Here is a 15091-nt window from a genome sequence, read left to right on the forward strand (position 1 = left end):
ACTTGGTTTCCAGCCATCAATGGACAAATTTTCGCAAGTGCCGAGTTGCTTCGGCTTCATCGCATAACTGCCTAGTCACCAGCTCGCGCGACTTACCGCCGCAACAAGAAAAAAAATTGTGAAGAAAACTTAATACTTGCATTTTGCTACGATGTCACCGGTTTCGCGATGCGACGCCAAAGCCACCTTTGAGTCGTAATAGCAGGCGGAAGCATTGTTTTTTGAAGGATTGCTCGGCGGTTTTGTGCATTCGCCCGCGACTACCCTTTTAGACGATTAACTCGAACGGAACGTAACACTTACATGGAAATCGCGGAACAGATATCGCTCGCCAAACGAGGGGACGAAAGTTCACTTGGAAGTTTGCTCGCCTCGTATCAGAAGTATCTGAAGCTGTTGGCTCAGCTTCAGATTGGTCGAGGCTTGCAGGGAAAAGTGGACGCATCGGATGTCGTTCAAGAAACCTTTCTCGAAGCACACCGAGGCATCGCCCGCTTCCAGGGCGAAAATGAAGCTCAACTGGCAGCATGGTTGCGAGCCATTCTTGCGACTCGGCTTGCAAATACCATGCGACACTACGTTGGGACGCAAGCTCGTGACATTCGATTGGAACAGCAGATCCATGAGGCGCTGGATCGCTCGACTATGTCGCTGGGGGGGATGTTCGTCGATCCACACAGTTCACCCAGCCAGCATGTAGCGCGTAGCGAGATGTCGAAACTGGTCGTCGAAGCCTTATACAAGTTGCCCGATGATTATCGCGACGTTCTCGTTATGCGGCACCTTGAAGGGCGAACGTTCCCTGAGATCGCTGTTGAAATGGGACGCAGTGTGGATAGCGTTGAAAAGCTGTGGCTACGCGGCTTGGCAAAACTCAAAAAAGAATTTGTCGGAGATGAACCATGACCGGCGCAAACAAATTTGATCAGACGGAAGCATTTCAACCCAGCCTTGATGAAGGCGATCCAAGACTGGTCGAGATATCGAGAGCTTATCTAGCGGACTTGGAAGCAGGCCGTACGCCGGATCGCGCGGCATATCTCAATCGCTATCCCGAGCTTCGCGATGAAGCCAGCGAATACTTGGACGGCATCGATCTGGCATTTACATTGCAAGGCCCTCGCAAAGCTCAGAATAATCCCGATCCAAACATCGATGCTCAGCCCTTAGGAGACTTCCGTATCCTTCGCGAAATTGGCCGTGGCGGGATGGGGATTGTCTATGAGGCAACGCAGTTGTCTTTGGGCCGTCTTGTCGCATTAAAAGTTCTTCCTTTCGCCGCTTCGCTCGACGAACGCCATCTGCAACGCTTCCGCTTGGAAGCGCAAGCTGCGGCTCAATTACACCACAATCATATCGTTCCAGTTTACGCAGTGGGTTGTGAACGCGGCACTCATTATTATGCAATGCAGTTGATCAATGGCCAGCCAATTTCAGCCGCGCTGTTTGATAGTGCGGCCGCGACCATTCCAAAGAAGTCCGAGGCGGGGCACGCTTCTACCGTGATGGAAAGTCACCAGCCAACCTTGGAGATGACTCAAACTCTGCAATCGCTGAGCAAGTATCGCGATCGCTATCGCGCAATTGCGACGCTAATGTCGCACGTGGCTGACGCGCTGGAGTATGCGCATTCATGTGGGATCATCCATCGCGACGTGAAACCTGGCAATCTCTTGCTGGATTCGCAAGGGAAAATTTGGGTAACTGATTTTGGACTTGCCCACGTAGCGGCTAACAACAGCGTAACTCGAACGGGGGATTTGGTGGGGACGCTGCGTTATATGAGCCCTGAACAAGCGTCGGGCCAGCGAGGGGTGATCGATCATCGAGCTGATGTGTATTCCTTGGGTGCCACGATGTACGAATTGCTGACCCGAAGTCCAATTTTTGAAGCTCAAGATCGCCATGCGCTGCTGAATCAGATTTTGAACTCCGACCCCAAATCGCCACGACAAATAGATCCAGGCATCCCCATCGAGCTAGAGACCATTGTGCTGAAGGCAACTCAACATTCTCCGGCTGATCGTTATGCCAACGCGGATGCTCTTGCGGCCGACTTGCGTCGATTCTTAGACGAACGCCCAATCCTTGCGAAACGGCCAACTTTGTTCGATCAAACTCGCAAGTGGATGCGTCGACACCCATCGGCCGTGGTTTCCATTTTGTGCACGTTAGCCATCTGCGTGTTAGCTTTGGGTGCTACCACAGCGGCAGTCACGCGACAGAAGATGCTAACTCAAGCTTCGCTAGATCGCGAGCAGCAGCGGGCCGTGCAAGCCGAACAGAGACTAGATCTTGCGCAACGAGCGGCCGATGAAATGTTCACTTTGGCGGAGGATGAACTATCCAACAATCCGCACGAAGAGGTCCTGCGGCAGCGACTGCTCAACTCTGCGCTTAAGTACTATCAAGCCTTTATCGAAGAACGTTCTGGCGATCAAGCCGCGCAGGCCGAATTACAAGTGACTCGGGATCGGATCGCCAAAATCCTTGCCGACCTTGAGCTTGTGCAAGCGGATCGGGATACCTTCCTGCTGCGTGAACCTGCCGTGCAATCCGATCTTCAAATGACTCAGGAGCAATCGGATCAGATCAATGCCTTTATCAGTGAATACGAAAATGATCGCAGTAAGTGGATGCACTGGCGGCATCAATTTCGCGCAGGAGATGTAGATGTAGGAAATGATTCGCAGTCGATGTACGAACGAGTATTAGAGCAAGCCAAATTGAATAACTCGCGGCTCAGCCAGATACTCACGACCTCGCAGCGCAAACGCTTGCGACAAATCTCACTTCAGATTCAAGGACCGACGGCCTTGCGAGACTTGAATATCGCAGCCCAACTTGGGCTAACCAAAGCTCAGAAAGATGCAATTGAAAACAAGACTATCGCTAATCTAATGCAGCGAAGGCACGGCGGGTTCGGCAAGTTTGGTCCGCCGGATTTCGGTAAAGGCCCCGGTGGAAGACGCCCGCCAGAACGCGGGCCTCGCGGGGGTAAATCAGACTTCGATAATTTTGCGGGCGACGGCTTCCGACCACCGTTGGACGGCATGGACCCCAACAACCGATACGGTTTAATGACCAGCAGTGAGGACGACAGAATGCTTATGGCAGAACTGCTACAGATTCTTACTCCCGACCAACGCCAACTGTGGAATGATTTAGTTGGTCCGCCTTTCAGCTTTGTTCAAACCAATTCCGAAGTCAGCTCACCAAATCCGTAATCACCCGAGCTGGTTCGACGCCGGTCAGGCGGTTATCCAAGCCTAAATGCTTGAAGGTAAACCTCTGATGCTCGATCCCCAGCAGGTGTAGTACGGTCGCATGAAAATCTCGAATGTGTACAGGATCTTTTATGATGTTGTACGAGAAGTCGTCGGTCTCACCGTATACCGTCCCGCCTTTAGCCCCACCGCCGGCCATCCACATCGTAAAGCAGCGTGGATGGTGGTCGCGGCCATAATTCGTTTTGCTTAGGCCACCTTGCGAATAGATAGTTCTACCAAATTCGCCACCCCAGATCACCAGCGTCGAATCTAACAGACCTCGTTGCTTGAGGTCCGTGATTAGGCCATAAGTCGCTTGATCGATGTCCTTACATTGCATTGGCAGCCGCCCGCCAACATTGCCATGGTGATCCCAATTATTCAGATAAACTTGGATGAACCGGACATCGCGTTCAATCATTCGCCTTGCCATAAGTACCGTATTGGCGAAGGTACCGGGTTTTCTCGCTTCATCCCCGTACAGTTCATAGGTGCTCTCTGGTTCGTCGTTGGTGTTGGTCAAATCGGGGACGCTGGCTTGCATTCGAAACGCTAGTTCATATTGCTGGATTCGCGTATGCGTTTCCGGATCACCGACTGTCGCAAGCGTACGCTCGTTCAACGCTTTCAAACCATCCAGCATTTGGCGGCGCAAGGCAGCGGGTAGGCCATCCGGATTGTTGATGTACAAGATCGGGTCGCCGCTAGATCGAAAGTTGACGCCAGCGTGTTCACCCGAGAGATAGCCGCTGGACCAAAGCCTCGCTGAAATCGCTTGGATCTGCTCCTTGTTGGTTGGTTGAGCGACCAGTACGACAAAAGTCGGCAGATTATCGTTCATTGACCCCAATCCATAGCTGATCCACGATCCTATGCAGGGGCGACCTGTGACCATATTGCCTGTTTGCATGTAAGTGATGGCAGGCTCATGATTGATCGCTTCGGTGTGCATGCTTCGGATAAAGCACAGGTCGTCAGCAATCTTTGCGGTCCATGGCAGCAGTTCGCTGATCCACATGCCGCTTTGCCCGTGTTGAGCGAACTTGTAGATGCTGGGAGCAATAGGAAACCTTGACTGTCCGCTGGTCATGGTGGTGAGACGCTGACCGTTGCGAATCGATTCTGGCAGATCTTTATCGTACCACTCGTTCATTTGCGGCTTATAGTCAAAGAGATCCATCTGCGATGGGCCGCCGACCATGTGTAGATAGATAACTCGTTTCGCTTTTGGAGCAAAATGTGGTAACCCCAGCGGAGATTGTTCAAAGCCCGCGGTCTCGGCAGCTTGGCCCTGTCCCAGGCCCAGTCGCATCAAAGCAGCAAGTCCAAGCGCGTTGCCTCCCTGTCGAAAGAATTGTCGCCTCGTTTCAGCTCGGACCCAATTTGCTAATTCTGGATGTACGCTTGGAGTGTTCGGGTTGTGGCGTAAAAAACTCATTTGCAAAGAGCCTCATCCAAATTAAGTATTTGATTTGCAACCAGTGTCAAGGCTGCGTGTTGAATTGGATCCAGTTTGGCATCTCGGGGGCTAACTCCAATTTGCAAGAAAGCTTCCGCGCTTTGCAAATCTTGCGAATAATGTTGCAATGCTGCGTCCAACGTTTGCTGAACAATCTGCAACTCATCTTCGTCAAATTCGCGGGCTAAAACACGAACCGCAAGCGTTTGGAACCGTGCTATCCAGTTGTCTAGTTTGGGGTTGGATAGAACATCGCCAGCAAGTACGCGAGCTGACTCCACAAATTGAGGGTCGTTCATAGTGACTAACGCTTGTAACGGAGTGTTGGTTCGCTCGCGTTTGACCGTGCAAGTTTCCCGATTAGGGGCGTTCAGGATGTCCATGGATGCGGGAGGTGCGGCTCGCTTCCAAAACGTATACATGCTGCGACGATAAATCATCGCGGGATCATCCAGTTTGTAAAATCGGGTGTCGCTTTCGGGCATTGCCACGGCTTCCCATACGCCCTCGGGCTGGTATGGTCGAACGCTGCGGCCGCCGATAGTTGGGTTTAACAGTTGGCTGGTGGCAAGGGCATAGTCACGAAGCATTTCGGCATCCATTCGATAGCGAGGGCCTCTGCTGTAGAAACTGTTGTCGGGGTCCGCCGCTAGTTTCTCGGGAGTAACGTGTGCTGACTGGCGGTAGGTTGCGCTAAGCACCATTTGCCGGTACAGTTGCTTGATGTCCCAGCCATTTTTCTGGAAATCGATCGCTAAATAGTCCAGCAACTCTGGGTTGGTCGGCATTGTTCCCGTCACGCCAAAATCGCCGCTGGTTGAGACAATCCCTTGGCCGAACAATTCTTGCCAACAGCGATTGACGGTGACGCGAGCAGTCAGAGGGTTGTCTTCCGATACTAGCCACATCGCCAGCCCTAACCGGTTGCGAGGCCAGTCATCGCGCATGGGATGCAGGACCGTTGGTGTGCTCGCATTGACTTGGTCCAAACGTTTATCATAGTCGCCGCGCTGAAGCAGAAATGCGACCGGGGTACCTTCCTTTTCCGTCATGATGTGCGCGATCGTGCCGCGTTGTTCGACCGCGCGTAATTGCCCTTCCACGTTGGATGATTCGGCGGCGAGCGTTTGGTGAACTTGATCGATGCGATTCAAATAGAATTCAAACAGCGACGCTCGATCTGAATCAGTCCAAACGCTTTGAGGTCGACTGACTAGATAGTGAGTTTGCAGGTCTTTGGCGAGCGTTTGGACCAGCGAGGATTCCACGACACCGGAGTAAAGTCGCAAATCTTGGACACCCACTCCATCGGAAGTTGCCCCCTGGCTGCGTCCGCCAAGCTTCAAAGGTACTTTGGTTAGGCTTGTTCCATTGAGCGAGTCTTGGACAGCGATTAATTTGACGGCAGAACCATTCAGGAAGCATTGAAATGCAGACGATTTCTTTGAGCCGTTGTACGTGAATACCACATGATTCCACGCATCTGCTGTCAGCGCTACTTCAGAGACAACCTTGCAGGCATCCTCTGGCCAGCGATCGATCAAATGCATGGCAACTTTATCGCCTTCTAGCCATACGTCCCAACCGCGATGGCCATTGGCTTCATCCATTTTCGCAACAACTGCACGCCCCCCCGAATTCTTCGGCGGACGAATCCATAATGCGACACTGAAACTATCGGTACTATCGAAATTACCTGCGGTATCCCAAGTGGGCAGCACGTCACTTTGATTATTCCAGGCATGCTGGCCCAAGATTCCAGTCTGAGTCTTCGACGCTCCAGTCAGCGTTTTCGACAAGATATTGGATTCACCCATGGTGTAAGCAATCTGGTTGCCGGCTGCTTCCAACAGCGGTACGTGCAGTACTAAATTCGTTGCAGATTTGGCCATGCTCTGGCTAATGGAATGCTCAAGATTGCTGAGCGCTTGCCCAGAACTGATCCACGTTTCAAAAACCGGCTTGATCGCTTGCCGGTGTTGTTGCACATTCTGCTTCAATTCGTCCAGTTTTGTCTTTAGCTGTACGTGCAGTTCTCGATCTTCCATGTTCGGGACAGTGACAATGGGCGGAGTGTCTTTGCGGTTTCCATCGCGAGGTGGCTGCGTTGTATTATTGAAGAACGCTGAAAACTCGTAGAACTCTTTCTGGCTGATAGGATCGAACTTGTGGTTATGGCAGACAGCGCAGCCAACCGTCAGCCCCAGCCATACCGCGCCGGTTGTTTCTACTCGGTCTCGGGCATACAGTACCACATACTCTTCATCGATGATTCCGCCTTCGTTGGTGGTAATGTTGCAACGATGAAAACCGGTCGCAATCTTTTGATCTAACGTGGCGTTAGGTAGCATGTCACCTGCTAATTGTTCGATGGTGAATTGATCAAAAGGCATGTTTTGGTTGAATGCACCGATGACCCAGTCGCGGTAAGAAAACATCTCGCGATAGTTATCAAAGTGGATGCCATGCGTGTCGGCATACCGAGCGTAATCGAGCCAATAGCGAGCTCGATGTTCACCCCATGATTCGCGGTTCAACAATTGATCAACGTATTGCTCATATCGTTCTGGATGAGGATTGGAAAGTACGGATTCGACTTCCTCGGGTGTGGGAGGCAAGCCCGTTAGATCCAAGCAGACTCGTCGAATCAAGGTTCGCAGATCGGCCTCTTTCGCCGGGGAAAGTTTTAATGAGTCCAGTTTGGCTAAGACGAAGCTGTCGATGGGATTTCGAATCCAGTTCGGCTCGCTAACTTCTGGTACCTTAGGAACGAGCGGCTTTTCAAAGGACCAATGTTTGGAGTAATTTGCGCCCTCCAAGATCCATTGCTCGACCAGCTTGATTTGTGCTTCGGACAATGTCTTGTGCGATTCGGGCGGGGGCATGACCGTTTCGGGGTCCTGCGAACGAATTCGTTCTAGAATCGCGCTTGCTTCTGGTTGCCCTGGCTTGATCGCTCCCGATTCAATCGCGGCATCTCGATCGTCCAAACGTAGATCAGCCATGCGGGTTGAATCATCCAGTCCGTGACAAGCCAAACAATTGTCGGCCAAAATTGGACTGATATCCCTATCAAAGCGAACCGTGGCCGGAACGTTTTCCAGCAAACCGTCAGCGGAAACGATGTTTGGCGCGACAACTGCAATAAAAAGTAGACTGAGGCAGGCTCTCATAAAATAAGCTGTTCTCCAGGGCATCGACTGTGCCGTCGGCGGAATCAGATTTCCAGGCGGGGGATAGGCAGTGGACTTTAAGTCCACCACAACAGTACATTATGACAGATCCAAGTGCAAAATCAATCTGCACTAAACATTTGCTAACTAAAGTGAAGGAAAGCAAAGATGGTTGCTGGAAATTCCATCGGTCAGTGATCGCAGTATGAGCCACCATTGGACTAGTAGTACGTTGCTAGATTCAGAACTTCTTGGCAGCATTAACAGGTTTCTGGCAAGACAGCAGCGAAGATGTGGCCAGCCCGTAATCGACGGCGCATCGAATTCGAAGAGTATTCTTGTTCGAGACTACTCTTGTGTCTTGCGATGGCGGCCGAGCATCAGATTGATTGGGAAGATGATGCTGCGCGAAAAGAATTTAAATGAGGATTCCGCCAACTGAATCGGCGGCGCACTGCTCAAACCCTGCCGTTCCAAGCCGGGCTCTTCAAACAACAATTTTCGATAACCAAAGGCGTCCGACTGAAACTGCACAGCGATCGGCGGTTTGACTGCTATCATCGTTGGTGGAAGTTCCGATTGCAGATTGTCACCCGCAAACGTGGCATCAGTTAGCGGGGGCGAAGGTTCGTCGAATTCCAATCGCGTCCCCGGCGGAATGGTAAAGTCTTGTCCCAGTGCATGCGTGTCGATTCGGAAGCAGAAAGCAATTGCCAAAATCGTAATCGTTGTTTTCATCAGTAACTTTGCTTCCATTCGTTTGGCGATCTGAGACGCTCCCCCATCATTCATCGGCCTGCGAACTGATCATGAATCAATCACTCAATAAACTTAGGGATTCTTCTGGTTCTAAGGTAAGCGGTAGTTGACGAAGCCAAGGCCTTGCCTAGGACGTTAGACTTTGACGATTAAATAGGCGTTGCGAGTGATGCTTTCCACAACGAATCTTCGGGCCATTTGGTCTGTAACAGAATTTATCGCTCGCAAACGGTCGACGAACGATAAGAACCGATGAATCCGTTTCAATTGCTTCGTTGATTACATTCCTGATGACCGTGTTTCTCGACAAGTCCCTGACTAGCCTAGCATCGCTGACTTGTGCAGTGATGTTTTGGGTGGGGGCTGCCGGGTGTCGGTCGAGCAATTCGGTGCAATTGGATTCTACGCCACTTTCCCCCCAATTGATTTCAGCGATCGAGGCTAGATATGAACTCGATCGTCCCAAGGTTACCTATGTCGATGCTGCAGCGCCGCTGACGGATCTTTCCGAGCTGCCTTCAGTCACTTGGGATCTCACACTGGATGATGCGGTTCGGATCGCACTTTATAACCCAGAGATTCTTCGCAGTTTGGGTGCCACCGTCATATTGAACCCGCAGAGTATCACGGGCAACTTCGATCCAGCGATTCAGTCAACGGATCCAATCTTTGGGAAAGAAGCTGCGTTGTCGCAGTTCGACACTCAAATGAGCTCGAGCTTGCTGTACACCAAGAATGACGATGTCTTCAACAACCCAGTCCTCGGTGGTGGAGCGGCCGAGGTTCGCGACGACGTTGCGGCGACGAACCTTGGGCTTAGGAAAACGAATGCGTTTGGTACTCAGTTTTCCGTGCAGAATCGTGTACAGCATTCCAACAGCACGAATCCAGCGCTTTTGTTTCCAAGCTCTTGGACCACTCTGTGGGAAGCGAGTGTTCGACAGCCTCTGATGCAAGGCCGCGGAACGCAGTTTAATCAAATCGCTGGGCCAACTACTCAGCCGGGCTTCCGAAATGCAAATGGTATTGTGATTAGCCAGATCAATCACGAAATATCGATCGCACAGTTCGAAAGAGGTGTGCGAGATATGATTCGCGAAATCTCCAACACCTATTGGCAGTTAGATCTTGCGTATCGAAGGCTCGAAGCAACCAAGCGAGTTCGCGATCTAGGCCTCACCACTTGGAGCGCTACAAGAGCGCGATATGAAAACGGGCTGCCCGGTGGAGGCGCGGATCAAGAAGCCCTCGCTCGCGCTCAGTTCTATCAGTTTCAATCTCAAGTCGTAGCAGATGTGAGTGGCGATTTGCGTAATGGACAAGTTGGAATCTTACAAGCCGAAGCAAATTTACGCCGCTTGCTTGGGTTGCCTCAAAGTGACGATCGATTGATCCGCCCTGTTGATCCGCCTTATCTTGCGCCTGTCGTCTATGATTGGAGTTACCTAGCGAGTCATGCATCGAATTCCCGAATCGAGGTTCGTGAACAAGCGTGGCGCGTCAAACAACGAGAGTTACAGCTTTTGGCCTCGCGAAACTTCTTGCTTCCACGCTTGGATCTCATCGCTACATATCGCAACAACGGCTTTGGAGACGATTTGGCTGGTGGCGGCAGTGGACGATTTTCTAGCGCGCTGAAGGATGCGGCTTCGAACGATCACGGCGAGGTGGATTTTGGTGTGGTATACGATTTTCCGGTAGGGTATCATCAAGCCCATGCTGCGGTCCGAAATGCAGAACTTTTGTTGGCCCGTGAACGAGCAATCTTGAACGAGCAAAAAGAGCAAGTCGTATTCGAATTGGGCAATTCAATGCGGTCGGTCTATCGCAATCAAATTGATCTGGACCTCCAGCAGAATCGCGTCATGGCCGCCCGCGATGCCGTGAAGGCTCGAGAGGCCGCTTACGACGCCGACACAATCACCATTGACCAACTGCTAGAATCGCATCAACGACTTTTGGAAGCTGAACGCGCTTATTTTGATGCACTGCTCGCGATTCAGCAAAGCCACGTTCAACTGCAGTTTGAGTCAGGGCAATTGTTGGCTAACAATCAGATCATGCTATCGGAAATGATTCGCTGATCTTTTGAAGCCCCAGGCAAGTGACCCGCGTGCAGCAGTTTATCGAAAATGGACCACAGTCGAAAGATATCTCAGCAGCCGACCACCAAGCGAACTACTGCCGACATGGATCTTCGCTTGGCCAATCATCCCAGGCAGAAGCTGCAGATCGCTGGCGGACATGGAATGGATTGGCAATTCTGCATAAGCTTCAAAGGCTGCTAATACAGGCACTTCCGCGCCCGAGGCATTAGGCTTGACAGCCACCGGTCCATGATTTGATTGCGATAACTCGCGTGGCACATAGGCCAATTCTTCTTGCGAGATTCCATTGATCGTGGTCTCCAGATAACCGTTCGGAAATTGTCGCGCCAAGGCAATCACCTTTTGACCTACCTGAAGTAGTTTAACATCAGATTGATCCACGACCAGAATCGCCTCCATCTCCTTTGGTTGACCAATCATGCACAATAAGGTGTTCGCTTCAAGAAAAGCGCCACGATTTTGTGTATCTAGCGGAGTGCCAGCCCAGGTCCCAAGTTCAACTTCGTTGGTTGGCTTGTCGACAACATTAGAAGGCGCAAAAAGTCGACCTGCCTTGGCTGCTCGCAATGTCAATTGATTGACTTGTTGTTCCTTGATCGCAACTTGACGCTGGAGGCTATCGATTTGGGCTACGGTTTCGGAGATCTTTCGAGCGGAATCCAATTGTAATGTACTGATGAACTCAAAGGCTACGCGATCTGCAATCAGCCTCGCAAGTTCGCCTCGCAGTTCTTCAAGCTCGATCACAAGTTCTTCGTTCAAGAGCACCGCCAATATATCGCCCGGGTTGACGGTATCGCCTTCGGACTTTTGCACCGACTCAAGCCGACCGGCTTGCGGCAGAACAACCATTTGCGCTTGATGTGGACGCACCACAAAGGTCGCCCATACAAAATGCGGCAGCGGGAAGAAAACAAGAAATAGCGTTGCCAACAAGGCCAGCATACTGGTCAAATAGAAACGGCCTTTTTTCACTTCGCGAAGCCTTCCAGGGAAAAGAAAAAAACGAGTCAAATTCACGGTTGGCATCACGAGCATGCTGACCAGAGACGCCGCGATCAATAAGTGTGCGATGGCCGCCAACCCGTAGGGCTCAAGCACTTTGCTGATGAACCACAACACAGAAAGAGTCACGAACCACCGATAACAAAACGAAAGCACGCTATAGATTGCCACCGCATTCTGGTTTTTTGCGGGCAGTAAGTGAGCTGGCAAAGGTTTCATACCCAAACACCAGACCCGCAATAGGGAGATGGCCGTCATTTTGGCTTTTTGCGCAAGGTTGGGGATCTCTAGGAAATCAGATAGGATGTAGTATCCATCGTATCGTAGCAATGGATTCGCATTGAAAATCACGGTGCTTACCGAGCTCAGGAACATAACATTCAAAGCGAGGTAATGAAGCCAACCTGGGTGCGTGAACCACCAGATGAAAGTGCAAATTGCAGCCAAGAACAGTTCGACATACATTCCTGCAGCGCCGATCGCCATACGATGCCAACGATTGCGCAAGATCCATGAATCCGACGTATCGCAATACATCGCGGGAGTCATCACCAATAGCATGAAGCCAATCTGATGGCATTCGCCGCCAAAATGTTTACACATCAATCCATGCCCCAACTCATGGATGGACTTGGTGAAAATCAAGATCCCCGCCATAAAGAGCAAGTTGTCAAACGCAAAGAAACTTTGGAAGTCAGGTAGCTTTGCGAGAAAGGCTTCGTAGTTGGTAAGCAATAGTGTCAGAGCTGCCAAGCAAACTGCGGCGACGACCCCGGTGAACCAAGGGGTGAATGCAAATCGACATTTAGGATAGAGCCAGTTCAGTAGACGCTCGGGGTCCCACCCAGGAAAACGCAACGACACTAGGCTTGAAAGTATACCGACCGCTTTTTGCTTCAGTTCCTTGTTTCGTTGACGCTGCAGAGGGATAGCTTGTCCACTGGCGTTTGAAATCAGTAAGCCATTTTGATGAATATGGGTTACCAGCCGCTGAACAGATTCCAAACGGATGCGTGATTCAGGGAACGCTTGCGTCAGCATCTGTTTCAATTCTTGATAGCTGACGGAATTCGACAGTTCTGACAGAATCAAAAACTCTGGCTTCCGCAGCCGGAAGTACTTCATGGCCAGTGGGTCTTTCACGATCCAGCAGTATTCGCCTTGATAAACGCTTTCCTGGATAATCAGATCGGACCGCGTTCGCAGCCCTACAGGCCTCTGCTCAGAGGAAATCATCGCTGGTTCGACAATCGACATTATTGCTTCAAGTAAAAGAACACATATCGATTCAACATACGCGGTATCTCGTGCAGCCACAGATAGCCCAGGCTTGTACGCTCACCAGTGTAGATCTTCGCTGATACTGCCGTCTTGGCTTGTTTCAAATCGATGGCATCTTCATCAATCTCGACCTTTACTCGCAGCATTTGCCGATGGTCGGCCGTCAATTGCATTGAGTTTGCGACTTCAATCATCCTGCCTTCGTAGTACTTGTTGGGATCTGCTGCCAATGTAAATTTGACCTTCAGGACCTTGTTGTCCGCAGCAGCGAAACCTCGCAGAAGATGCTCAATGTGCCGATCTTCTACATCCAGTTCTAGTTGCCAGGGACCATCGATATCCGCGATTTCCATCAATACGTTTTGCGGTGCGACCGATCTACCGGTAAGCTTCTGCTGCACGTCCCAAGTGATGACTTGACCTTTCATCGGGCTGGTGACAACGAGTTGAGCTTGCATGCGCTGCAGGCTTTCGCTTTGTCGTTCCAATGAATCGATTTCGGTTTGCAATGAGCCTAAGTTCTGTTCGATTGACGCAGCATTTGAACTGCCGGTACTTTGGAACTTGTTGCGTTCCATGGCACTTTTACGCTGACGCAACGTTTCTAATCGACCTGAGGCTTCCGCTAATCGCAGTTGGAGTTCTTCGCTCTTGAGTTCGACTAAAGGATCCGCTTCTTGAACCATTTGACCATGCGTAACTGGTACCGATACAACTTCACCGGCTGTTTTAGGAAACACCAATCGCCGGTATTGTGGCATCAGATTGCCAGACGCGGAGACATAAAACGCTGCAGGCCAGAACGTAAGCACAAGCCCGACGATGAACGCTAAACTTGCGGCCATGATGGTCTTTGGTAACGCCCGGGGCGTAGTCAACAACTTGGATTTCCCCAGCAATTTCCAAAGTGGATACAAGAATAATGCTTGATGTTCTGTCGCATTGCGCAACGCAACTGCACTGTGATGCGTCGTCAATTGCAGGATGGGCTCAATATCGCTTCGGGTCCACTGCTCGCGGCTATGTTCGTAAACAATTCCGCCGATCAGCGGGTTACTAAGCCTGGTGTCTGTTTCGGGATCTTCGGCCAGAGCGTTGGCTTGTTGAAAGATGGGCTCGATCACCAAACTGCGTGATGCTGAGTTTGATAAATAAGGCTCCAACGCGGATTGAATCTGAGGCGCGACTTCGGCTTGCCCAGGGTACCAAAACGTAGCTTTGGCCTTGAGCACTTCGGAGGCAAGCCGTTCAAGAAGCTGAACCGTGTTGCTGCGATGGTTGACCGTAGGCTGACCACTGATAGAAGTTATCTGGAAGCGACCGCGGCGCAAGAGTACGACGCTGACGCGATCGCAGTCCAGAAGCAGCCTGGTTTCATTCGCAATGTTTAAACACGTTAGTGAAAGGTCGATCGATTGATGCAGGGCCTGCGTGTAACGACTGAAGTCGTTGACCGCAATTCGCTGGGCAGGATGAGCCACGGGTTTCGGGGGGGGGCTTACTGCAGGTTGAGCCGATTCGATAGACTCAAAAATGCTACTGATTCGATCCAGCTCTCGGAAAAATTCCTGGGTATGGTTCGTTGGATTTTCGCAGGGAAAGACCAACTCCAAGACCTGCCCCGGTTTTCCTTTGATCGGTGCCAGGAAAATCACGGGTGATGGATAAGTGAGATCGTCGGTAACGTTTGGAGTGGTTTTGAGGACTGCGCTGCGCTGCTGTTGCGCCACTTGCAAAAGTACGCGTTCATGTTCGCTTTGCGTAAAATTGACTTTGGCCGCTTCCTTCGCTGCAGAAAAATAGGCAATTGGAGAAAATGGCTGTTGGTTGCAATTCCAAAGCGCTCCGGAACGCGCTTCGGAAAGCTCGACCAACCGCTGGATAATTTTCGAATACGAATCCAGTCCACTGCCATTGGAAGCGGATTTTAGTTGATCGAATTCTTCAAAATTGATTTTCACTATCGATAAAACTGGAAGCTAAGCTTCTGCAAGTATGGGTTTCGAGTGGCTTTGCTCCCCGATTTTACAGGTGTAC

The 15091-nt window shown here is 51.0% G+C and carries 8 protein-coding genes; 3 read left to right on the forward strand and 5 right to left on the reverse strand.

All coding sequences use genetic code 11. The features are described 5' to 3' along the window. The first annotated feature begins 303 nt into the window (after positions 1–303). Positions 304–906: a sigma-70 family RNA polymerase sigma factor gene (locus SH302x_RS07115; RefSeq protein WP_479368039.1), complete on the forward strand. Its 603-nt coding sequence runs from the start codon at positions 304–306 to the stop codon at positions 904–906. After that, positions 903–3227 (forward strand): serine/threonine protein kinase, encoded by a 2325-nt coding sequence (locus tag SH302x_RS07120; protein WP_479368040.1) that lies wholly within the window; start codon positions 903–905, stop codon positions 3225–3227. Before SH302x_RS07115 ends, SH302x_RS07120 begins: the two co-directional genes overlap by 4 nt. On the opposite strand, the gene SH302x_RS07125 is transcribed toward SH302x_RS07120, so the two are convergent. The 3 genes from SH302x_RS07125 to SH302x_RS07135 form a co-directional block, all read right to left on the reverse strand. Further along, on the reverse strand, positions 3208–4707 hold the full coding sequence (locus tag SH302x_RS07125; RefSeq protein ID WP_479368041.1) for a DUF1501 domain-containing protein: 1500 nt from the start codon (positions 4705–4707) through the stop codon (positions 3208–3210). The two genes, SH302x_RS07120 and SH302x_RS07125, sit on opposite strands and share 20 nt — an antisense overlap. After that, complete coding sequence (locus tag SH302x_RS07130) at positions 4704–7901, reverse strand: DUF1553 domain-containing protein (RefSeq protein ID WP_479368042.1); 3198 nt, start codon at positions 7899–7901, stop codon at positions 4704–4706. The genes SH302x_RS07125 and SH302x_RS07130 overlap by 4 nt, the downstream gene beginning before the upstream one ends. A gap of 348 nt (positions 7902–8249) precedes the next feature. Continuing rightward, positions 8250–8639 (reverse strand): hypothetical protein, encoded by a 390-nt coding sequence (locus tag SH302x_RS07135; protein WP_479368043.1) that lies wholly within the window; start codon positions 8637–8639, stop codon positions 8250–8252. A gap of 311 nt (positions 8640–8950) precedes the next feature. Between SH302x_RS07135 and SH302x_RS07140 the strand changes: the two genes are divergently transcribed. Beyond that, entirely contained in the window at positions 8951–10744 is a 1794-nt protein-coding gene (locus tag SH302x_RS07140; protein ID WP_479368044.1) for a TolC family protein, read from the forward strand. A 39-nt stretch (positions 10745–10783) separates the two neighbouring features. On the opposite strand, the gene SH302x_RS07145 is transcribed toward SH302x_RS07140, so the two are convergent. Beyond that, complete coding sequence (locus SH302x_RS07145) at positions 10784–13030, reverse strand: hypothetical protein (protein WP_479368045.1); 2247 nt, start codon at positions 13028–13030, stop codon at positions 10784–10786. Beyond that, a complete protein-coding gene (locus SH302x_RS07150) occupies positions 13030–15015 on the reverse strand; it encodes a GAF domain-containing protein (protein WP_479368046.1) in 1986 nt (661 codons plus the stop codon). The genes SH302x_RS07145 and SH302x_RS07150 overlap by 1 nt, the downstream gene beginning before the upstream one ends. Positions 15016–15091 lie beyond the last annotated feature (76 nt).

Source organism: Njordella calcicola (assembly GCF_056494125.1).

What these genes read in the sequence shown, in the direction of transcription:
- SH302x_RS07135 (WP_479368043.1), bottom strand. Translation starts at nt 8,639, where the DNA reads ATGAAAACAACGATTACGATTTTGGCAATTGCTTTCTGCTTCCGAATC.
- SH302x_RS07120 (WP_479368040.1), top strand. Translation starts at nt 903, where the DNA reads ATGACCGGCGCAAACAAATTTGATCAGACGGAAGCATTTCAACCCAGC.
- SH302x_RS07130 (WP_479368042.1), bottom strand. Translation starts at nt 7,901, where the DNA reads ATGAGAGCCTGCCTCAGTCTACTTTTTATTGCAGTTGTCGCGCCAAAC.
- SH302x_RS07125 (WP_479368041.1), bottom strand. Translation starts at nt 4,707, where the DNA reads ATGAGTTTTTTACGCCACAACCCGAACACTCCAAGCGTACATCCAGAA.
- SH302x_RS07140 (WP_479368044.1), top strand. Translation starts at nt 8,951, where the DNA reads ATGACCGTGTTTCTCGACAAGTCCCTGACTAGCCTAGCATCGCTGACT.
- SH302x_RS07115 (WP_479368039.1), top strand. Translation starts at nt 304, where the DNA reads ATGGAAATCGCGGAACAGATATCGCTCGCCAAACGAGGGGACGAAAGT.
- SH302x_RS07145 (WP_479368045.1), bottom strand. Translation starts at nt 13,030, where the DNA reads ATGTCGATTGTCGAACCAGCGATGATTTCCTCTGAGCAGAGGCCTGTA.